Origin of the sequence: Sporolactobacillus spathodeae (assembly GCF_016908935.1) — a bacterium.
Classification (GTDB): domain Bacteria; phylum Bacillota; class Bacilli; order Bacillales; family Sporolactobacillaceae; genus Sporolactobacillus; species Sporolactobacillus spathodeae.
On record NZ_JAFBEV010000035.1, the window covers coordinates 1 to 20,432 of the forward strand.

General features: G+C 46.0%; 20 protein-coding genes, 1 rRNA gene and 1 pseudogene. 9 read left to right on the forward strand and 13 right to left on the reverse strand.

The genetic code is table 11. From position 1 onward, the window contains the following. From JOC27_RS12595 to bcp, 3 genes are all read right to left on the reverse strand, one after another. Positions 1–93 (reverse strand): 16S ribosomal RNA (locus JOC27_RS12595); the annotation flags it as partial. A gap of 455 nt (positions 94–548) precedes the next feature. Beyond that, positions 549–1,022: a peroxide-responsive transcriptional repressor PerR gene (gene perR / locus JOC27_RS12600; protein WP_415641078.1), complete on the reverse strand. Its 474-nt coding sequence runs from the start codon at positions 1,020–1,022 to the stop codon at positions 549–551. Between the two features lie 479 nt (positions 1,023–1,501). After that, positions 1,502–1,969, reverse strand: coding sequence for a thioredoxin-dependent thiol peroxidase (bcp, locus tag JOC27_RS12605; RefSeq protein ID WP_205007637.1), 468 nt, complete (start codon positions 1,967–1,969; stop codon positions 1,502–1,504). Positions 1,970–2,143: 174 nt separating this feature from the next. On the opposite strand from bcp, the gene JOC27_RS12610 reads away from it, so the two are divergent. The 8 genes from JOC27_RS12610 (at position 2,144) to JOC27_RS12645 (ending at position 9,391) form a co-directional block, all read left to right on the forward strand. Further along, on the forward strand, positions 2,144–2,770 hold the full coding sequence (locus JOC27_RS12610) for an NUDIX hydrolase (RefSeq protein ID WP_205007638.1): 627 nt from the start codon (positions 2,144–2,146) through the stop codon (positions 2,768–2,770). 91 nt (positions 2,771–2,861) lie between these two features. Next, positions 2,862–4,154, forward strand: coding sequence for a glutamate-1-semialdehyde 2,1-aminomutase (locus tag JOC27_RS12615; protein ID WP_205007639.1), 1,293 nt, complete (start codon positions 2,862–2,864; stop codon positions 4,152–4,154). A gap of 240 nt (positions 4,155–4,394) precedes the next feature. Then, the gene (locus JOC27_RS12620) at positions 4,395–5,438 is read left to right on the forward strand and encodes an aromatic acid exporter family protein (RefSeq protein ID WP_205007640.1); all 1,044 of its coding nucleotides are present in this window, start codon (positions 4,395–4,397) and stop codon (positions 5,436–5,438) included. 416 nt (positions 5,439–5,854) lie between these two features. Further along, entirely contained in the window at positions 5,855–6,193 is a 339-nt protein-coding gene (locus JOC27_RS12625; RefSeq protein WP_205007641.1) for a lmo0954 family membrane protein, read from the forward strand. A gap of 27 nt (positions 6,194–6,220) precedes the next feature. Then, on the forward strand, positions 6,221–6,865 hold the full coding sequence (locus JOC27_RS12630) for a PspA/IM30 family protein (RefSeq protein WP_205007642.1): 645 nt from the start codon (positions 6,221–6,223) through the stop codon (positions 6,863–6,865). A gap of 137 nt (positions 6,866–7,002) precedes the next feature. Continuing rightward, positions 7,003–7,728, forward strand: coding sequence for a cell wall-active antibiotics response protein LiaF (liaF, locus tag JOC27_RS12635; protein ID WP_205007643.1), 726 nt, complete (start codon positions 7,003–7,005; stop codon positions 7,726–7,728). Further along, complete coding sequence (locus JOC27_RS12640; protein ID WP_205007644.1) at positions 7,725–8,762, forward strand: sensor histidine kinase; 1,038 nt, start codon at positions 7,725–7,727, stop codon at positions 8,760–8,762. The genes liaF and JOC27_RS12640 overlap by 4 nt, the downstream gene beginning before the upstream one ends. Then, complete coding sequence (locus JOC27_RS12645) at positions 8,759–9,391, forward strand: response regulator (protein ID WP_205007645.1); 633 nt, start codon at positions 8,759–8,761, stop codon at positions 9,389–9,391. The genes JOC27_RS12640 and JOC27_RS12645 overlap by 4 nt, the downstream gene beginning before the upstream one ends. A 486-nt stretch (positions 9,392–9,877) precedes the next feature. Here the strand turns inward: JOC27_RS12645 and JOC27_RS12650 are convergent, their stop codons facing one another. The 7 genes from JOC27_RS12650 to mutY all read right to left on the reverse strand — a co-directional run bounded on the left by JOC27_RS12650 (position 9,878) and on the right by mutY (position 17,139). Beyond that, the gene (locus JOC27_RS12650) at positions 9,878–11,482 is read right to left on the reverse strand and encodes an ABC transporter substrate-binding protein (RefSeq protein ID WP_205007646.1); all 1,605 of its coding nucleotides are present in this window, start codon (positions 11,480–11,482) and stop codon (positions 9,878–9,880) included. A gap of 121 nt (positions 11,483–11,603) precedes the next feature. Next, complete coding sequence (locus tag JOC27_RS12655) at positions 11,604–12,503, reverse strand: ABC transporter permease (protein ID WP_205007647.1); 900 nt, start codon at positions 12,501–12,503, stop codon at positions 11,604–11,606. 16 nt (positions 12,504–12,519) lie between these two features. Continuing rightward, positions 12,520–13,524, reverse strand: coding sequence for an ABC transporter permease (locus JOC27_RS12660; protein ID WP_205007648.1), 1,005 nt, complete (start codon positions 13,522–13,524; stop codon positions 12,520–12,522). A gap of 55 nt (positions 13,525–13,579) precedes the next feature. Then, positions 13,580–14,548, reverse strand: coding sequence for an ABC transporter ATP-binding protein (locus JOC27_RS12665; protein ID WP_205007649.1), 969 nt, complete (start codon positions 14,546–14,548; stop codon positions 13,580–13,582). Between the two features lie 14 nt (positions 14,549–14,562). After that, complete coding sequence (locus JOC27_RS12670; RefSeq protein WP_205007650.1) at positions 14,563–15,534, reverse strand: ABC transporter ATP-binding protein; 972 nt, start codon at positions 15,532–15,534, stop codon at positions 14,563–14,565. A 336-nt stretch (positions 15,535–15,870) separates the two neighbouring features. After that, positions 15,871–16,029 (reverse strand): gamma-type small acid-soluble spore protein, encoded by a 159-nt coding sequence (locus tag JOC27_RS12675; RefSeq protein ID WP_205007651.1) that lies wholly within the window; start codon positions 16,027–16,029, stop codon positions 15,871–15,873. 45 nt (positions 16,030–16,074) lie between these two features. Beyond that, positions 16,075–17,139 (reverse strand): A/G-specific adenine glycosylase, encoded by a 1,065-nt coding sequence (gene mutY, locus JOC27_RS12680; RefSeq protein WP_205007652.1) that lies wholly within the window; start codon positions 17,137–17,139, stop codon positions 16,075–16,077. Positions 17,140–17,307: 168 nt separating this feature from the next. Between mutY and JOC27_RS12685 the strand changes: the two genes are divergently transcribed. After that, positions 17,308–18,291, forward strand: coding sequence for a metal-dependent hydrolase (locus JOC27_RS12685; RefSeq protein ID WP_205007653.1), 984 nt, complete (start codon positions 17,308–17,310; stop codon positions 18,289–18,291). A 322-nt stretch (positions 18,292–18,613) separates the two neighbouring features. On the opposite strand, the gene JOC27_RS12690 is transcribed toward JOC27_RS12685, so the two are convergent. From JOC27_RS12690 to JOC27_RS12700, 3 genes and pseudogenes are all read right to left on the reverse strand, one after another. Beyond that, entirely contained in the window at positions 18,614–18,943 is a 330-nt protein-coding gene (locus tag JOC27_RS12690; RefSeq protein ID WP_205007654.1) for a YfhH family protein, read from the reverse strand. 5 nt (positions 18,944–18,948) lie between these two features. Next, positions 18,949–19,776 (reverse strand): RecX family transcriptional regulator, encoded by an 828-nt coding sequence (locus JOC27_RS12695; RefSeq protein WP_205007655.1) that lies wholly within the window; start codon positions 19,774–19,776, stop codon positions 18,949–18,951. Between the two features lie 188 nt (positions 19,777–19,964). After that, positions 19,965–20,432: pseudogene (locus JOC27_RS12700) on the reverse strand (hypothetical protein); the annotation flags it as partial.

Genomic DNA, 20,432 nt, shown 5'->3' on the forward strand with positions numbered 1-20,432 from the left:
ATCAGGGAGCAAGCTCCCATCCGTGCGCTCGACTTGCATGTATTAGGCACGCCGCCAGCGTTCGTCCTGAGCCAGGATCAAACTCTCCAAAAAGTATTGCATCACGAAGCCGAAGCTTCGATTTATCAAACGATTCGTTCATGTAAGATCCATAGCAAATTGTTTCTCAAAGGGGGTTACCCTTTTAAAAAGTACGCTTGGCTTTTGTTCAGTTTTCAAGGAACATTCCGTGCTGCTCATCTCTCAATCAGCAACTTTTATATCTTACCATGCTGCTTTCAAGATGTCAACATCTTTTTTTCAAGGCTTTGCTGTCGTTTTTGGCGACAAGAAATATTATATGTTGAACTGCAATTTATGTCAACAACTTTTTTTCGTTCACAATGTATGTGCGCGATTCTTGTCAAAAAACAACGTCACTTAATTTAACACGGATTATTTCCAACGTCAATATCTTTTTTGTGACTTTAATAAAAGTCTAAACAGAAAACGTGCAGTACCCGCTCGTCCGGATACTGCACGTTTATTTCCTCGTTCAACTGTTCCTGTCAGATATGTTCAGCTTGGCTAATCGGCGTCTTATGCTCTGCCTTCACTTGGCATTCGGGACAGACACCGTAAACTTCCAACCGATGCGAATCAACGTCAAACCCCGTGACTTGTGCAGCAAGCGCTTCGACTTCATCAAGCCCGGGATAAAAGAAGTCAACAATTTTTCCACATTGCGTACAAATGATATGGTAGTGCTGACGGGTGGAAAAATCAAAGCGGCTTGATGCATCCCCGTAAGTCAGTTCCTTTACCATGCCGGTCTTCTTAAATACACGCAGGTTGTTATATACCGTTGCGACGCTCATATTTGGAAACTGATTTTCCAAAGCTTTATATATATCGTCTGCCGTTGGATGGGAATCCGATAAAATCAAATATTCAAGAATCGCATGACGCTGCGGAGTAATTCTCACTCCGGAGTCTTTAAGCACCTCAATCGCTTTATTGATCTTCGCCTTATCGTCAGTCATCGTCATGCACCTCACTTTCAAGCAAGAAATTTTCTCGAAATCAATTCTTATTTTAAAATAGTTATAATTTTATTTTCAGTGTACATTGACAGACCTCATTCTGTCAATACAGGCGCTTTTGCTGCTGAATGAAAACATGTAGGTTGCTTTTATTTTTTGCAAAGAGCCGTTTCTTATGTAAACAAAAATGTTTTCTCAATTAATCATATGCATGAAGCGGCACGGCAGTCCCCAATTTCAGTCGTTACAAAGCAAATTCTTCTTTGAATCGTCCGTCTGTATGTGAATCCCTCAAATTTCGCTCAATTAAAAGGACTTGGCAAGCCAAGTCCTTTTTTCAACAATGAAGCGCCGATCAATCGCTTGCCCGAACAGGCGGATACCTAAAGAAATGCTCTCTGTCTTGCTACTTCTGCAAGAGCGCTTTCCCTGCAATTTTACCGCCTAGCTTCTATTGAATCCAATGCCTGCTTATTTTTTTAAGCAAGTTTGTCTTTAATGTACGCGTAAACCGCATCGACATGACCGGCGACTTTAACTTTGGTGTAAACTTTCGCAATGTTTCCGTCTTTGTCAATAATAAAGGTAGACCGGACAATCCCGTAATACTCTTTTCCGAAATTCTTCTTCAACTGCCAGCATCCATATGCCTCGGCCGTCATATGATCTACATCAGCTAGCAACGTAAAAGGCAGCGTATGCTTTTCAGCAAATTTCAGGTGCTTTTCCACTGGATCCGGACTGATTCCTAATACGGTTGCGTTCAATTCCGAGAAGCGCGCGTTCTGATCTCGGAAGTCACAAGCTTCCATAGTACAGCCGGGCGTCATATCTTTCGGATAAAAATAAAGAACAACCGTTTTCCCCTTGAAATCACTAAGTGAACGCGAGTGTCCATCTGTTGATGCAAGTGTAAAATCTGGCGCTTTCGTTCCTGCTTCTAACATGAGTTAATTATCCCCTTTTTTAGGAAGCTGGCCTTGGGAGACCCCAAAAACGACCAACACCGTAGTTTACTCTTTTATTTTGGCAGAATGATCGAAAGGAGACAAGCCGTTTTACTTGTCAGGCGGTAGAATATGGTACTATAAAATTAGAGAGGGAAACATGCAGGTGATTTCATGGATATAAAAAGTATTAAAAGACGAATTGAAAATGATGAAACGATAATCGGAGAAGAATTGGCTAGAAAGTCAGCTGTCCTTCTACCCCTGATTGCTGAAGGAGACAACTGGTCAATTCTGCTTGAGGTACGTGCCGCGCATCTCAAGCGGCAACCCGGGGATGTTTGCTTTCCAGGCGGCCGCAGTGAAAAAATCGATGCCACGCTTGAAGAGACAGCCGTTCGTGAAACGTGCGAAGAACTCGGCATTGCTAAAGAGGCGATCACCGTCATCGGTCGTATGGGGACTTGCATCGCCAACAAGGAGCATTTTATTTATCCATTCGTTGGTGTCCTACAACCATCAACCAAACTTCAACTGAATTCTGAAGAGGTAGCCGAAACCTTCACGATTCCGCTTCCGTGGCTCTTGAAACAAATCCCCGAGCGATGCGACTTACAGTTTTCCGTCAATGCGGAGCAGGACTTTCCCTTTGAACGGATCAATTCTGGTAGAGCCTATCCGTTTCGCAACCTGACAACGACTGAACTCTTTTATAACTATCAGGGACACACGATCTGGGGGCTGACGGCAGGAATTCTTGAACACTTCAGGTTCTTGATGAACCACCGGATGTTTGAATAAAGATTCTATTTTTTAATGACGCTTTTTCTTTTTGTACCATATGGATACTCATCTGGCCCATTTCTGCGATTAAAAGGAGAGAATAATTACAATGGAAATTCAAACTTCTGAAAAGCTCTATCAGGAGGCTTTAGAAAATATTGTCGGCGGAGTCAACAGTCCGTCGCGTGCTTACGCGGCAGTCGGCGGCGGCGCACCGGTATTTATGAAAAAAGGCAAAGGTGCTTATTTCTGGGATGAGGACGACAACCGCTATATTGATTATCTTGCGGCGTACGGACCAATCATTACTGGCTTCGCCCATCCGCATATTACAGAAGCGATTAAAAAGCAGGCGGAACTTGGCGTCCTCTATGGCACGCCAACCCGACTTGAGACAGAACTTGCGATCATGCTGAAGAAGGCCATTCCTTCAATGGACAAGGTCCGTTTTACAAATTCAGGTACCGAATCGGTGATGTCGACCGTTCGCGTGGCTCGCGCCTACACGGGTCGTAAGAAAATTCTTAAATTTGCTGGCTGCTATCACGGCCACTTCGATCTCGTGCTTGTCGCCGCCGGTTCCGGTCCTTCAACCCTCGGTTCACCGGATTCTGCCGGTGTGACCGAAAGTACGGCACATGAAGTGATCACCGTTCCTTACAATAATGTCGACACCTTGCAGCAAGCGTTCGACGTTTGGGGCGATGACATTGCCGGCGTCCTCGTCGAACCGATCGTCGGCAACTTCGGCATGGTAATGCCGCAGCCAGGCTTCCTTGAAGCGATTAACCGCATCGCCCATAAAGCAGGCGCCGTCGTTATCTATGATGAAGTCATCACCGGATTCCGTTTTATGTATGGCGGAGCGCAGAATTACCTTGGTGTCACTCCGGATATGACCGCGATGGGCAAGATCATCGGCGGTGGCCTGCCAATCGGTGCGTATGGTGGACGTAAAGAAATCATGGATGAAGTCGCCCCGCTCGGCCCGGCTTATCAAGCGGGTACCATGGCTGGTAATCCATTGTCGATGGCAGCTGGCATTGCTTGTCTCGAAGTGCTGCAGACCCCGGGCGTATATGAAGAAATGGATCGGCTCGGCGCGAAACTGGAAGACGGGATTCACGCACTTAATAAAAAATATCAATTGCCGATTGCCATTAACCGTATCGGCGGCTCGATGACGCTTTATTTCTCCGATCATGAAATCACAAATTACGATCAAGCAAAAGACACGGACAGCGAAATGTTCGGCCGCTTCTTTAAACTGATGCTCCAGGGCGGCGTGAACCTGGCACCTTCGAAATATGAAGCCTGGTTCCTGACGACAGAACATACAGAAAAAGATGTTGACGATACATTGACCGCAGTGGACCATGCTTTGGCTGAATTGGCTAAATAAAAGCGCTTGGCTGAACGGGATGGCTTGTATCAAGTTATCGCCTAAAGCAACAAAAATCAGGCGGGCGAAGCGTTTCCCCATACAGAGGATGCCTCAAAGCCATTAAATGGCTCTTGAGACATCCTCTTCATTACCCAGTTTTTGCCTTGACGGCTGAATGTTCTTTTTTCGCCGGCCGGCTAGCTATTGAGCGTTTCATTGGAATAAAATAAAGCTTTTTTCTGCAAAGGAGTCTCATCAGTGAGAATTGGAGCACGAAGTCTGAAAACAGGAATTTCCGTTGCGCTCGCGCTGTTGATCGCCACATTCCTCCACATGACACCGCCGATAATGGCTGGAATTGCTGCTGCCGTCACCACCCAGCCATCTGTCCGTCGGTCGCTGCGGTCACTGTTTCAAAATATATACGGGAACCTGATTGGCGCGGCGATCAGCATCCTCGCCGTTCTGTCGATTGGCGACAGCCCCGTTGCGGTTGGCATGGTCGTTGTCGTCGTGATTGCTGTCCATCTAAAGTTCAAAATGAAAGACACATTATCCCTGACGATGGTGACCATTATTTTTATTATGGCGAGCGGTGTAAGTAGCACCGATCAGTTCATTGTCGAAGCCATCTGGCGGCTTGCCCTCGTCTGTATTGGTGTTCTGTCCGCAACGGTAATCAATCTGCTCCTTTTCCCACCGAAATATGAGGATCCGCTCTATGACACCATCCTTGTGCAGGCAACCGATTTGCTGAAGTGGGTTCGGCTTTTAAACGAAGGGGCGTCCGACAATACAAAAATAAAGAGCGAACGTGCTGCGTTCGATGCCCGCAAACTGCAGATCGAAAATTACTACCACTGGTTTCGTGAAGAACGTGTGTATTCGCGCAAAACGCGACACGCCCGCATGCGACGAATTGTAATTTACCGAAAAATGATTCATGTCACCAGCCTACTCCATCATATTCTCGATGAACTCGATCGCAATGAAAATGCCTATCGGATCCTGCCTCAGAGTTTCAGCCTTGTCCTCAGACAGCAAATGGATGGGATGATGGCCTACCACGAACGCGTGCTGCTCAAATTTGACGGAAAAATACGCCGCAAACGGCATGAAGAGCAAGCGCGAGAGGACGACCAGCGCCGCAATGAACTGGTAGAATCGTTTGCTGCCCACTTTTCGCATAGCTCGCCCGATGACTGGCTCGATCTGTTCCCGCTGATCGCGACTGTTATCGATTACAGCAAACAGGTCAAGCATCTCGATCGTTTGGTTGATAGCTATCAGGAACATCATTGAGCGACGATTATCCACCTCGATCGGATCGTGTGATACCCCATTCGTGACTCGCGCGCGAACAGATAGGCAACAAGTACGTGCGCCAAATTTTTAAATCAAATAATCACTGAAATAAGCCATAGGTTAAAAACTCGGTGCTAATCGGCACCGAGTTTTTTTTGAAAGATAAGAATGTATATGATTCAGTATCTCAAATACAGCGAAGCTGCGAGACGCCTGCGGGAACAGCGTGCGAGCGAGCAGCCAGCGCGCATTTGTAGCAAAAGAGACGTGACGAAGCCTATTTTTTTGTGCGCAGCAGTCTTTTGACGTAACGAAGCTACGCCTCAAGTTGTAGGCAAAGATACACCGGGGGATCATGATGAAAATCTTGCAAAGCCACTATGATAGAGACATGGAAAGGAGGACAGATACCAATGAAAAAATTTCTCTTAGTTATTCTCGGCATCCTCTGCCTGATTGTCCTGCTTGCACACGTTGGATCAATGATCGTTCTCGCCATCAGTCTTGCCATCCTTTACCTGGCATTCAAGAAATTTATCGGTGCTGAAGGAATGGGACATAAAGTAATTTGGGCGATCGCTGCCCTGATTGCTTTGGGCTTCTCACTCGGCAATGTCCCGTCACTGATCGGTCTTCTGGCCCTTGCCGGTCTGATTTATAGTTGGCGCGCCTGGCACAAAGAATCTGGTCATGCTACTGCAGCGGAAGACCCTTTCGATCATTTTGAGAGAGAATGGAAGGAATTACATTAAACCACACAAGATAAGGAGCTGTCCGAAATGAACGATTTATTCACCCGCATTAAGAATTCCATTTCGTCAGATATCAACGACTTGCTGGACCAAAAGGAGCAAAAGAATCCAATCGCAATGCTCAATCAGCATTTGCGTACCTGCGAGAAGGAAGCAAACCGAGTTCGTGAGTTAATCAATCGTCAGTATTTGCTGAAAGATAACTTAATCAGAGAGTATCACGAGGCAGATGAATTGGCGAAAAAAAGAAGAGAACAGGCTGTTATTGCGGACAAAGCAGGTGAAGCTGAGCTTTACGCGTTCATCATCCGCGAACAAGAAGATTACGAGCAAAAGGCAAACCGTTTGAAAAGCCTCTACGAACAAAATATCAAGCAACTGGAACATTTGGAACAAAACTACGCGGAAATGAAACGCAAATTGAAAGATATGTACGTGAAGCGAATGGAATTAATGAGCCGTGAAAATATCGCTAACGCTGAATATCGGATCAACCAAATCGTTCATCCCGAGTCCCAGTTTGGCCAATCCTGTCATCGATTTGCGGACAGCGAACACTATATTGATCAGTTAGAGAAAAAAATTAATGCAGCCTACACGCATCAGTCACTTGACAGCAGGATCGAGCAGCTTAAACGTAAACTCAATCAAAATCAACCGGACGCTGAATAAGCTACTCGAGACCTTCAAAGTACGACTACAGTTTGTCCGCTGCTTATAGTAAAATAAAGGAAGCTCGGCCGATAGGCACGGGCTTCACTTTATTAAGAGAATCGCTTGCGTTCGGCGAGAAAGGCAGGTGTGCCCTGATGTTCCAATCGCTTAAAAATGATCGATACAGCTGGTTATGGATAGCCGGATTATTCGCTCTTGTCATGCAATCCATTTTTGGCGGTTGGGGATTTCTCTTGCCCGCCGCCTTGTTCGCCGGACTGCTTTACTATGGAAAGAATCGCTTCTCCCAAAGAAAAGGAAAAATCATTTTTTTCATCGGGATTATCGGTCTCTCCCTTGTTTTGTTAAGTACTTTTGTTTTTAAATTAACGATATTACTTCTTTTCCTCTTGTTTATCTATGACTTTGTTCAATCCAAGCGCTATCCATCGATCATTCAACCAAATTTTCAGGCGGGACACGTTAAAGAGACTATTTTCCGTCGTCAACTGCTGCTGCAGAATAAATGGTTCGGCCATCAGCAGACCCCCCCGGATGATTACGAATGGCACGACATTAATATTCAAAATGGCGCCGGAGACACGCTGATCGATTTAAGTCATACGATTCTGCCACCGCGTGAGGCTGTCATCGTCGTCCGTCATCTTGCCGGCAGAGTACGGATTCTCGTGCCCTACGGCATTGGTGTCTCTGTACGTTTTTCCGTTATTCTTGGATCGCTCGATTTTCTTGGACATGAAGAACCAAGGCTGATTAATGAATCGATCGCTTTCCAAACGGAAAATTATGATGCAGCAGAACAGAATGTTTCAATTATTGTCTCTGCGCTTTCCGGAAATCTGGAGGTGCGGCGGATATGAAACTATTTAAGCGTCAGTGTCTGACCGTATCGCTATTCTCGTTGATCCTGTTTCTGATCTTTTCAATCGTTTACTTTGTTGCTTTCCCTTTAAAAGATTGGGCACTCCTGTGGCAAAGGCAAATTTGGCATCTTCCGTTTCTACTCGTCGCCCCAGCGCTGTCTCTTCTTCTCGGATTTGTCGCAGGGCTTCTGTCCGGCTATGGAATGCGACAAACATTGCTTGAGCTCGACGACGCGATCACAGATGTCATTCAGGGTAATGCCATCAAAAAGCACGACCAAGCTGCGGATCACTTGCATTCTGTTTATACGAAGCTGAATCAATTGGCAGAAAAACTCAGCGAACAAACACAAACGACTCAAAAAATGGCAAACGAGACGGCCAAACTTGAAGAACAGGCGGTACAAAAGATCATCTCCGAGGAACGAAACCGTCTCGCTCGTGAGCTGCACGATTCGGTCAGCCAGCAATTATTCGCAGCCTCGATGCTGATGTCGACCATTAATGAAAGCCGTGCAAACGCCGAAGACACGGAGTCGAATCAGCTTCGTCTTGTTGAGCAGACGATTCATCAGTCGCAGCTTGAGATGCGTGCCCTGTTCCTCCATCTCCGCCCTGTCCAGCTCCATGGCAAGGCGTTGAAAATGGGTATTGAGCAGCTTCTGAATGAGTTGCGGCTAAAAGTTCCGATGAGCATCAACTGGACCGTTGAGCCGGTTACCCTAGAAAAAGGAATTGAGGATCAGCTATTTCGAATTTTACAGGAATCAGTATCGAATGTGCTGCGTCATGCTAAGGCGTCTAAGTTAAACGTCCTGCTGCTCGCCCCCGAAAACCATGTGATTCTACGCATTAGTGATGACGGCGTCGGCTTTAATCCGCAGACAAATAAACCGGGATCGTACGGCCTAGCGAATATGAAAGAGCGCGCCGCGCAAATCGGTGGTCATTTGAAGCTAGTCAGCATTCCCGGTCATGGAACGATTCTCGAAGTTAACGTTCCGATCATTAAGGAGGAGAAACACAAATGATACGTGTGGTGCTAGTTGATGATCATGAAATGGTGCGGATCGGCGTTTCCGCCTACCTTTCTGCCCAAACCGATATAATCGTCGCCGGCGAGGCGGCAACAGGAGCAGATGGTGTGCAAAAAGTACTCGCCCTGCGACCGGACATCATATTGATGGATCTGGTCATGGAACCCATGAACGGCATCGAAGCCACGCGACAGATTATCCACAACTGGCCAGAAGCCAAGATCATCATCGTCACCAGTTTCTTGGATGACGATAAAGTTTATCCGGCTATCGAGGCTGGAGCCGTCAGCTATCTTCTGAAAACAGCTAAAGCAAGCGAAATTGCCGATGCCATTCGCCGCACTGCTGCCGGTCAATCCGTACTTGAACCGGAAGTGACAGAAAAGGTAATGGCCCGAATGAAAGCAAAAAAAGATCGGCAGCTGCATGATTCACTCACCCCACGCGAGGTGGAGGTTTTGCTGCAGATGGCGCGTGGCAAGAGCAATCAGGAAATTGCCGAGGATTTGTACATTTCTTTAAAAACAGTCAAAGTTCACGTCAGCAATATTCTTAGTAAACTCGAGGTTCAGGACCGAACGCAAGCTGTTATTTATGCGTTCCAGCACAATCTTTGCCAGTAGTAATAAAAGAAGCATCGAATTTCGATTTCTTATCATTGAAAAAAACTGGGCAAAATAATCGCCATCCTTTTTTATTGCAAAAATTCTGCTTCGCTGCTCGCTTGCCGCAAGCAGAATGGAACCTTCGTTCAACTATCGAAAGCGCTGCTTAACTAACGAAAGGCTCGCTTTACTAACGAAAGGCGCGCTTAACTAACGAAAGCCGCGTGTTTCCTCAAACAGTCCAATGGCCTGACGCTACTCGGATCGATTTTCTCGCAGGCGTCTCGCACCTCGCTGCATTCTTCGCGTAGCGCCATGTTTTTTCGTAATTCTGCTGAAATCTTATACAATTCAAGCGCATTAGAAAAAATTGGCGAGCCAAATCTTTGAACAAAGAAGAAGGCTTAGTTTTTCTTAATTCCTTTGAAATCTTTATACTTTCTTAACGTACAAAAAAACACCGCTGGATTCTTTCATCCAACGGTGTTTTCTAAAAGCGATAGATTATTTAACATTTAAAGTATCGAACGGTTCTGTACCGGTCGGGCTTGGTTTGTAGCCTGTAATTGTGCTCTTACCAACGAGAACTGGTTTACCATAGACAAGCGGTACCCAAGGCGCGTCGTTATGCAGAATAACCTGAGCTTTGTCATAGAGCGCAACGCGTTTCGCGGTATTTGTTTCTGTCTGAGCGGCAATCAGCACATTGTGTAGTTTGCTGTTCTGATAGAATGAGAAGTTGTTCGAGCCAATGCTGTCTTTGTCAAGCAGCGTGTACAGGAAGTTGTCCGGGTCGCCATTGTCGCCAGTCCAACCCATCAAGTACATTGGTGCGCCGCCCTTTGTCAGTTTCGTAATATAAGATGACCATTCAACCGTGACGATCTTTACTTTTACGCCGACTTTGCCGAATGTTGACTGGATCGACTGAGCCACGTTTTGCGGTTCAGGCATATAGTCACGCGGGTTTGCCATTGTATAAAGTGTTGTTGAGAAGCCATGTGGATAACCGGCTTGTGCGAGCAACTTCTTGGCTGCTTTCACATCAAAAGCGTACGGTTTGATAGCCTTGTCATAACCAAGAAGGCTCGGTGGCATCGGGTTCACAGCTGCCTGAGCTTGTCCGTTATAGAAGGCCTTGATAATTGACTGTTTGTCGACAGCCATATTCAATGCCTGACGAACTTTGGTGTTATTGAAAGGTTTCATTGTCACGTTGAAGCCGAGGTATGCAATATTCATCGGCGGACGATAGTAGACGTTATATTGTTTATTGCCGCTCACACCAGCTACGTCACTTGGGTTCACGCCATCCATCAAATCAATTTCGCCGTTTTTCAAAGCATTCAGACGTGAGCTGTTGTCTGGAATTACTTTAAAGATCAGCTTGCTGATTTTCGGAAGGCCTTTTTTCCAATAGTCTTTGCTCTTTTCAAGAGTAATCGTGTCATTGTGTTTCCAAGATTTGAAGACATAAGCACCGGTTCCGACAGCAGCTGTCGTACCATATTTAGCACCATATTTCTTGATTGCAGCCGGGCTAGAAATCGCGAAAGGCGACATTGCCAGGTTTTTCAGGAATGGAGCAGATGGGCGTTTCAGATTGAAAACAACTGTTGTTGCGTTCGGAGCAGTGACGCTCTTAATTACAAGACCAGCATCGCCTTTATAGCCACCGAACATCGATGGGAAGTAAGCAAACTTGCCTGATTTTTTCCCGTTCATCCAACGTTCGAAGTTGAAAACAACGGCCTGAGCATTGAAAGCTGTTCCATCCTGGAACTTAATGCCCTTCTTGAGCGTGAACGTATACGTCTTGCCACCGTTTGTAATGTTCCAGCTTGTCGCTAGGCTTGGCTTGACGCTAGTACTCTGTTTGCTGTAATCGTAAGAAACAAGAGTATCAAAAATATTCTGTGTCACACGGAATGATTCACCGTCAGTCACAACGGCCGGATCAAGTGATGTTGCATCGGCGCCGCGTCCGAATACAAGCGTTTTCCCTGCGTTGCTACTGGACTTGCTTGATGAGCCGCCTGCGCAGCCGGTCAATGCAAGAGTCAGAACAACAATCAGGGAAATGACGATGCTGAAATACTTTTTCTTCATGCTTATCCCCCTAAATGCTCTCTTGTTATAAAAACATTTAATATTGTAACTCAATTAAGTTCTCAGAACAATCAATCAAGAAATAAATATTTCTAGAACAGACAAAAATATTTGAAATAGACTAATTTTTCATGCGCGGATCAAGTGCGTCACGCAGACCGTCACCCATCAGGTTAAAGCCGATAACGACAAGAATGATTGCCAGTCCAGGAAAAATGACTGTCCATGGCGCATTCGTAATATATTGTCTCGACTCAGAAAGCATGGTCCCCCATTCCGGCTGTGGCGGCTGAGCGCCCATACCAAGAAAGCCGAGACCGGCAGCATCCAAGATGGCTGTCGCGATATTCAGCGTTCCTTGCACGATGATCGGTGCAAAACTGTTCGGCAATATATGTTTCATAATGATGCGCGTGTTTCCCATACCAATCGAACGTGCCGCCATGATGTATTCTTCTTCTTTAACCGTCAGAACACGGGAACGGACAAGCCGTCCGAAAACGGGAACGTTGACAATGGCGATTGCCACAAGGGCATTATTTAAAGACGGTCCGAGAATCGTTACGATGGCAATTGACAACAGAATACTTGGGAAGGCAAGCAGAATATCAAAGAAACGTGAGATGACCGTATCGATTAATTTACCGAAATAGCCAGCGATCACGCCAAAGAATGTGCCGACGATAATCGATCCGATAACAGCGAAGAAGCCGACACGAAGCGACAACTGTGCCCCAAAGACGATCCGGCTCAAAATATCGCGACCGAAGTCGTCTGTTCCGAGCAGATGCTTTGCGGAAGGTGGCTGTAGACGAATAGCAATATTCTGATCATTGATTCCCTGAGGTGCAATCTGTTTGGCAAAAATAGCAATCAAAATGAAAAATAGAACAATCAAAAATCCGACAATTGCCGGCTTATTTTTGCGAAATTGCTTCCAAAAATCGATAAGTCCCTGTACAAACAAACTTCTTTCTTTTTCAGGAGACAGCTTTGCGGAATCCTGCAAAGATTCAGACATTTTTATTTCCCCCCTCTCAGCGGTATTTGATGCGCGGATCGATCAAACCGTAAAGCAGGTCGACGATAAAATTGACCATGATAAACATAAAAGCAATAATCAGAATTCCAGATTGAATCACAGGATAATCACGGGCCTGAATCGCGTTATAGACATACAGGCCGATGCCTGGCCAGCCGAAAATCGTTTCGGTCAGAATGGCACCACCGAGCATCAAACCGGTCTGCAGACCAATGACTGTAAGTATCGGAATAAACGCATTTTTCAGCGCATACTTATAGACGATCCAGCCCATCCGTTGACCTTTGGCCTTTGCCGTCCGAATATAATCAGAACCGAGTACTTCCAGCATACTTGAACGGGTCATACGAGCAATAATCGCCATCGGAATCGTTGCTAGAGCAACTGCTGGCATAATCAAATGACGGACAACCATCCAGAACTGACCGAACTGCCCCTCGAGCAAAGTATCAACGAGGTAGAGATTTGTAATTGGCGCGACGGTACTCGTAATATCAGTCTGACCGATTGATGGCAACCAGTTCAGCTTCACCGAGAAAATCCATTGTTCCAGAAGACCGAGCCAAAAGATAGGCATCGAAACCCCGATCAGGGCGACGATCATCGCGATGTAGTCGACCACCGAATTCTTTTTCCAAGCACTGATTATGCCTGCATTCACGCCGATAATTACAGCAATAAGCATTGCCGCAAACGACAACTCGATGGTTGCCGCCAGATGCGGCCAAATTTCAGACGCAATCGCGTTATTATCCTGAATCGATGTGCCAAGATTCCCAGTCAAAACATCCTTAAGATAAGTAAAATATTGGACATAGAGCGGTTTATCTAGGCCGAGCGATGCATTCAGATGATGAATGGCTTCCGGAGTCGCCTTTGTCCCAAGGATCGTCTGCGCTGGGTTGCCTGGTATCGCATGAATAATCGAAAAGACAATGATTGTCATTCCCAGCAGAACCGGAACCAACATCAATAATCGTTTTATTGAATAAGAAAGCAATGCGTTCACCTCTTTCGCAGGTAAAAATGAAAGCAAACCGCTTCTCAGGTTTGTTTCAATCCACCAAATGGCAGGAAACAAGACGGCCGTCGGCCAATTCCCTCAGATGCGGAATTTCTTCAGAGCAAATAGCCTTGGCAACCGGGCAGCGATCGTGAAATGGGCAGCCGGAAGGCGGATGAGCCGGACTCGGCACATCGCCTGAGAGAATAATTCGCTTGGTTTTATTTTCCGGATCAGGAATCGGTACGGCGGAAAGCAGTGCCTGAGTGTAAGGATGTTTCGGCTCGCGATACAGCGTCTCACTGTCAGCAAGTTCTACCATTTTCCCAAGGTACATCACACCGACGCGATTGCTGATATGGCGGACAACACTCAAATCATGAGCGATAAAAATATACGTCAGGTTCAATTTCTTCTGCAGATCTTGAAGCAAATTCAAAACCTGGGATTGAACGGATACATCCAACGCGGAAACCGGTTCGTCCGCAATGATCAGTTTCGGTTCAACAGCTAGCGCCCGAGCAATACCGATTCGCTGACGCTGACCGCCACTGAACTGATGCGGGTAGCGTTTGGCATGATAGGCACTCAATCCGACCAGCTCCAGCAGTTCCTGAACGCGTGCCTGACGCTTCTTGCGATCGCCCATTTTATGGACAATCATCGGTTCTTCAATGATTTGACCAACTGTCTGGCGCGGATTGAGCGATGCAAACGGATCCTGAAAAATCATTTGAATATCTTTCCGGACTTTGCGCATCTCGTGTTTTGACAAATTGAGGATATCCTGTCCTTCAAAAATCACTTTTCCATCCGTCGGTTCAATCAGTCGCATGATCATCCGGCCTGTTGTCGATTTGCCGCAACCGGATTCGCCGACAATACCTAGCGTCTCGCCTTTATTTACTTTAAAGCTGACGCCGTCTACCGCTCGAACCGTTTCTTTTGTTTTATTAAAAACTCCCTGCTTAATAGGATAATATTTTTTTAGATTGGCAACATCCAGCAATAGTTCACTCATCTGCGGGCTCCCTTCTATGCCTCATCCTGATGGAGGAAACAGCGTGATTTATGACCGCTGCCCAAAAGTTCCGGAACTTGCTCTTTGCACTTATCCATGACATAGTCGCATCTCGGCGCAAACAGACAGCCCTTTTTAATGGAACCAGGTTTTGGAACGCTGCCTTTTATAGAGTACAGCTTATCCTTTTTTGAATAGAGATCAGGGATTGATTTAATCAGTCCTTCAGTATACGGATGTTTCGGATGATTGAAGATGTCCTTGACATCCCCTTCTTCAACAATCTTGCCACCGTACATAACGACAACACGTTTGCAGACCTGAGCGACAACACCAAGATCATGGGTAATCAACATAATCGCCGTATGCGTCTCCTGGTTCAATTTGAGCATCAAATCAAGAATTTGCGCCTGAATCGTTACATCAAGAGCTGTGGTCGGTTCATCGGCAATCAACACTTTCGGGTTACAGGACATCGCAATAGCGATCATCACACGCTGCCGCATACCGCCTGAGAGCTCATGTGGGTATTCTTTCAGCAATTCCGTGGCGCGTGGCAGACCGACTAATTTCAACAATTCGACCGCCCGATTATTCTGTTCCTGCTTCGACATATGATTATGTAAACGAATCGCTTCAGTTAATTGCTCACCGATAGTAAAAACGGGGTTCAATGAAGTCATCGGTTCCTGAAAAATCATCGCTAAGTCGTTGCCACGCAGTTTCCGCATCTCTGCTTCTTTTAAGTGAGAGATATCCTTGCCTTCATACATTATCTGACCGCCGACAATCTTCCCTTGCGGATGCGGAAGAAGCCCCATAATTGATAATGAGGTCACGCTTTTTCCGCAGCCGGATTCGCCGACAACTCCGAGAATTTCGCCCTCTTTTATTGAGAAACTAATTCCATCAACCGCTGGGACTTCGCCGTCATCGGTAAAGAACGAAGTCCTGAGGTTACTCACTTCCAATATTGAATCACTCATTGTGTTCACCTCCCTTTTTAAACAAAAAACATTATATCATTAATTTAATATTTTTTTGTAACAAATTATGTCATTGCATGTAATGCATCTTGTTTTACTGGAATATTTCTGTACTTGGTAAAATCTTGAATTAAAGTTGGATAAAATAACCTAGCAAGGGTTTTTTTGCAAAAATTACGTTTCGGCGAATTACTTGCCGCGGATGTACTTCAGACAGGTTCGACGCTCTTCCCGCAAGGCTTGAGAACAACCCCGCTCCATTTTATTACAAAATCAAAAAAGCACTCGGCCAAGAGAACTTGGCAAAGTGCTTTTTTTCGAGCTTTAGGTGAATACTTACTGTTTGTTTTGCTGTGATTGCTGATTCTGTTGACGAACTTCCTGAGCGTTCGTTTCACTAGCGAATTCACTGCTGAATTGTCCGGCTTTAGACTGAGCATTTTGTTTTTTAACTTGTTCCACGTCAGTAGCCGCTGCGTTCATTTTCTTAGCCATTAGTATCACCTCCACGACCTTTAACTTTGACAACTTCATCATCTTTTATGTATTCATTCGCAAATTTTTTAGCCAGTCTATCACTTTCAGATGAGGAACAGGAAACGGATAGCGTTCAAATTCATCGACAGCTACCCATTTTCTCGCCACTCCTGCCGGAAGATCGATGGCCTGATCCACACGGTACAGTGTAAGATCCCAGACTAAATGGGAAAAGCGGTGAATATAATGGAAGTCCAGGCGTTCCACTGACGCAAGCTTTCTGAATGCTGCAGGCAGTAAGTCACTATTCGTTTCGCATTCAACCATCGGAAATTGCCAGAATCCAGCCAGCAGACCAGAATCTGTTCGCTGCTCAATTAAATAACGTCCGAGTTGATCTTGCACAAGCACTATAGCATAGCAACGAACCGTAGCTTTCTTAGGGCGACTTTTCACTGGATATTTCTCTTGAACGCGGGCCGAGTAAGCTTTGCACTGGCGCCGCACCGGGCAATTTGGACAATCTGGACGCTTCGGTCGGCAAATCATCGCGCCAAGATCCATCAAAGCCTGGTTAAATGCCGATGGATTCGCTTCTGCTATCAATTTGCCGACAACTTCTTCGAATTGTTTTTTTGATTTCGCTTTGGCAATGTCCGCGTCGATCATAAAGACACGCGACATCACACGCATCACATTGCCGTCAATCGCCGGTTCCGGCTGTCCGAAAGCAATACTTAGCAGTGCGCCAGCTGTATACGGACCGATTCCGTGGAGCTCAAGCAGTTTCTTTTTGTCATCTGGCAGCTTTCCATCATATTTCTCAACGACTTCACGCACGCCCTGCTGAAGATTGCGCGCCCGTGAATAATACCCGAGCCCCTCCCACATTTTAAGAACGGACTGTTCTGGCGCGTCCGCTAATGCCTCAGGCGTTGCAAAATCAGTGATAAATCTATCGTAATAGGGTTTGACCGTATCTACTTGTGTCTGTTGCAACATCACTTCGGATACCCAAATATAATATGGATTTTTCGTTCTACGCCACGGCAAATCACGGCCATTTTGCTGAAACCAAGCGAGCAGTTCATGATTGAAGGCGATAATTTCATTTTGATGCAAATTCATTCACTCCGCATTTTGTGAGTATTTTGGGAAAATGCCGGTACATTAGGGGCTCACGGCGCATATTCCAGTTATTAGTTCTTTCATTATCGCTGATTTTGTGTGACAATAAAAGGCAGAGACGTTTCTCGTTCACAGGCATGTGACCAATAAGGAGGAAACCCTTTTTTTATGGATACTGCAACTCATATTGTCATGGGTATTGGGTTAGCCGGTCTCGCGACACTCGATCCTGTTGTTGCATCAGATCCCACCACGTTCCAAGCGGTTGTTATCGGTGCAACAGTCGGTTCTGTCATTCCTGACATTGATACAATCTTAAAATTGAAAAATAATGCGGTCTATCTGCGCAATCATCGCGGCCTGACGCATTCACTGCCGTTCACTGCGCTTTGGCCGTTTCTTCTGACGCTGATGCTTTCATCTTTTTTCCCAGCCGTCCATGCGCCGACTCTTTTCTTCTGGACATTATTCGCTGTTTTTCTTCATGTTTTCGTTGATATCTTTAATGCCTATGGCACGCAAGCTATCCGCCCGATCAGCAACCGCTGGATTGCCCTCGGCATTATTAATATATTTGATCCGTTTATTTTTAGTCTGCATATTATGGGCTTTATCATCTGGTCGACTGCCGGCCATCCTGGAATCACGTTTGCCACCATTTATGCGATATTGATTGTTTACTATCTGCTTCGGACGCTGCAACATCACCGAACGCTGGCAGCTGTCCGCCGCCAGCTTCCTGGGCTGACAAAAGTATATTTGTCGCCAACGATGCGCTGGTCACATTACCATCTCGCCGCCGAAAGCAACAATCGTTTCTATGTCGGCAAAATGGATGGGATGATTTTGCACCTGATCGATTCCTTTAAAAAGCACACCATTGATTCGCAAAATGAGTGGATTCAGACAGCCATGCTTGATAAGAATGTCCGTGCCTTTTTATCTTTCTCGCCGATCTACCAATGGAGCGTTGTTCAACGTAAAGAGCTAACGGTCGTTCAATTCACGGATTTGCGCTATTTTTCAAAGGGCATGTACCCGTTCACGGCAACTGTCTGGGTTGCCAACGCGACTATCCAAAGTTCTTATACCGGCTGGGTATTCAGCGAACAGAAGCTAAGGAAAAAACTGGCTCTCGCGCAAACTAAGTAAACAGCCGCGCTTTTTCGTAAAAATTAATAGCGGATTAGAAAAACTTGACTCAGCCAAGTCCCTAGACGACGGCTGAGTCTTAGCTTTTTCTTATACTTAATTCCTCTGAAATCTTATACATTCTTAACGCATGAGAAAGACTGGGGTAAGCCAAGTCTTTTTTTGAAGCAAATGCGCTCCGGTCGCTCCGCTTGCCGCGGGCGTCTCGCACCTTCGCTCCATTTTTGTGCAAAAATCTTTATACTTTCTTAAAAAGGGATTCGGAAACAGGAAAGCGTCTGTTTTCGAATCCCTTTTTTCAAATAGATGCCGCTGTCATCATTCACGCTTCATGACAACGATGGTGCTTTTTGATACGTTTCAGAACCGAGATTGGAAAAGCGTGCTGTGCTTCTTCTCCCTCAAACCGTCCCCAGGCAAAAGTCCCCTTCATATAATCAATCGTAAACCGTCGATCCTCGATAAGATAAATTTCACCCGGATGAAAACTTTCTGGATCCATCAGATAAGCCTTCGCCATGTCAATCTTCCGTAAATAAACCATGTATTCGCTCATCATGCCCATCTGTTCTGCTTTCCGTGCATGATCCGTGAATTCGCCAATCTTCAAGGCTAGCTCATGTGGCGACATCTCGCTGAATCGTTTCTCCATTTCGTTCATCCCCAGTCTTTTTGTTCCGTATTGATCCGATCGTCTAGAAAAACAGATATTTCATCGATAGGAAAACCTTTCCGAAACAGATACTCTTTGACTTTTTGGGAAAACGCATCGCCGGTTAACTTCTTGTATTTCTGCACCGCTTTTTCCGCCTGATACGCCAACGCGCTTTTCTCATTCTCCTTTAGAAAGTCGCTGATCTCATCGAGCACTTCTTTGCTGATTGCCTGAGAATAACCCCTCTGCATCAGTTGCCGGGATAAAACCTGACGCGATTCCACTCGGGATTTTCTGTTCTTTACCGAAGCGGTCTGCTTCGCTAGATATTTTCGCGCGTGTTCAATCTGCAGATCATCCGGATAAAGTTCAACAGCTTCCTGGGCTGTAGCCTGATCGATCCCGGCCTGCAGCAATTCACGATAAATTAACTGTGGTCCTTTGGTTGACAATTCCATACGTGTGCGGACAAAAGACGCAGCAAACGCGCGATCATCTAGCAATTTCTCTTGAATCAAACGTTTGATGGCAAAATCAATCTGGACAGGCAGAAATTCTTTTTTCGCTAGGTAGGTGCGCATTTCGCTGACGCTGCGCATTCGGAAGGAGAGAAAGCGGATGCTTGCGTGATAAGCCTTAATTCCTTCGGCTTCCTTTTTCAGTCGCACAAACTGCTGAGCCGATAAATCTTTTCCTCTATGCAATGCTTCCTGCACCAGAACGTCCTCATGCACAGTGATTATCTGTTCACTGCCATCCGGTTCGACGACACTTACTTCGAAAAAGCCTTTGGATTTTTCAGCCGTTCTGATAGTGGCGACAACAGGCATTCCTCTCATCCCTTCATCTTTTACATGTATCTTATCATATCCCCAGAAAATAGAATAAACATTCGCTGATTTTCATGCCTTTTTTTCGGAAATTCAGCCGTTTCTGGATCAATACGCAAAAATTTAATTTATTATTATTCACCGTACAAGCAGCGCATGACCCTTTTTCTTCTGTTCGCCAAGTTGTTTCAGTTTCTGGCATTGGAAATCAGAAAAATTTGGCTTAGCCAATTCCTTATTCGCATAAACACGCTGCGACTACTCACTTGCCTCAAGCGCCGCATGCTATTTACTCTACTAATACTGACCGCCACTCTGTCGATCCCCGGCTCTACTCTGTCGATGCCCACGCCTACTCTGTCGATGCACGCGCCTACTCTGTCGATCCCCGGCTCTACTCTGTCGATGCACGCGCCTACTCTGTCGATGCACGCGCCTACTCTGTCGATGTCGCGCTCTACTCTGTCGATGTCCGGGCCTACCCTGTCGATGTCCGGGCTTACTCTGTCGATCCCCGCGCCTACTCTGTCGATCCCTCCGCCTACTCTGTCGATCCCCGCGCCTACTCTGTCGATCCCCGCGCCTACTCTGTCGATCCCCGCGCCTACTCTGTCGATCCCCGCGCCTACTCTGTCGATCCCCGCGCCTACTCTGTC

Excerpts from the sequence above, each read along its gene's own strand:
- liaF (WP_205007643.1), top strand. The coding sequence starts at position 7,003 with ATGTTCCAATCGCTTAAAAATGATCGATACAGCTGGTTATGGATAGCC.
- JOC27_RS12650 (WP_205007646.1), bottom strand. The coding sequence starts at position 11,482 with ATGAAGAAAAAGTATTTCAGCATCGTCATTTCCCTGATTGTTGTTCTG.
- JOC27_RS12695 (WP_205007655.1), bottom strand. The coding sequence starts at position 19,776 with ATGCCTGTTGTCGCCACTATCAGAACGGCTGAAAAATCCAAAGGCTTT.
- JOC27_RS12615 (WP_205007639.1), top strand. The coding sequence starts at position 2,862 with ATGGAAATTCAAACTTCTGAAAAGCTCTATCAGGAGGCTTTAGAAAAT.
- JOC27_RS12690 (WP_205007654.1), bottom strand. The coding sequence starts at position 18,943 with ATGGAGAAACGATTCAGCGAGATGTCGCCACATGAGCTAGCCTTGAAG.
- mutY (WP_205007652.1), bottom strand. The coding sequence starts at position 17,139 with ATGAATTTGCATCAAAATGAAATTATCGCCTTCAATCATGAACTGCTC.
- bcp (WP_205007637.1), bottom strand. The coding sequence starts at position 1,969 with ATGTTAGAAGCAGGAACGAAAGCGCCAGATTTTACACTTGCATCAACA.
- JOC27_RS12685 (WP_205007653.1), top strand. The coding sequence starts at position 17,308 with ATGGATACTGCAACTCATATTGTCATGGGTATTGGGTTAGCCGGTCTC.
- JOC27_RS12640 (WP_205007644.1), top strand. The coding sequence starts at position 7,725 with ATGAAACTATTTAAGCGTCAGTGTCTGACCGTATCGCTATTCTCGTTG.
- JOC27_RS12675 (WP_205007651.1), bottom strand. The coding sequence starts at position 16,029 with ATGGCTAAGAAAATGAACGCAGCGGCTACTGACGTGGAACAAGTTAAA.
- perR (WP_415641078.1), bottom strand. The coding sequence starts at position 1,022 with ATGACTGACGATAAGGCGAAGATCAATAAAGCGATTGAGGTGCTTAAA.
- JOC27_RS12670 (WP_205007650.1), bottom strand. The coding sequence starts at position 15,534 with ATGAGTGATTCAATATTGGAAGTGAGTAACCTCAGGACTTCGTTCTTT.
- JOC27_RS12625 (WP_205007641.1), top strand. The coding sequence starts at position 5,855 with ATGAAAAAATTTCTCTTAGTTATTCTCGGCATCCTCTGCCTGATTGTC.
- JOC27_RS12665 (WP_205007649.1), bottom strand. The coding sequence starts at position 14,548 with ATGAGTGAACTATTGCTGGATGTTGCCAATCTAAAAAAATATTATCCT.
- JOC27_RS12655 (WP_205007647.1), bottom strand. The coding sequence starts at position 12,503 with ATGTCTGAATCTTTGCAGGATTCCGCAAAGCTGTCTCCTGAAAAAGAA.
- JOC27_RS12610 (WP_205007638.1), top strand. The coding sequence starts at position 2,144 with ATGGATATAAAAAGTATTAAAAGACGAATTGAAAATGATGAAACGATA.
- JOC27_RS12645 (WP_205007645.1), top strand. The coding sequence starts at position 8,759 with ATGATACGTGTGGTGCTAGTTGATGATCATGAAATGGTGCGGATCGGC.
- JOC27_RS12630 (WP_205007642.1), top strand. The coding sequence starts at position 6,221 with ATGAACGATTTATTCACCCGCATTAAGAATTCCATTTCGTCAGATATC.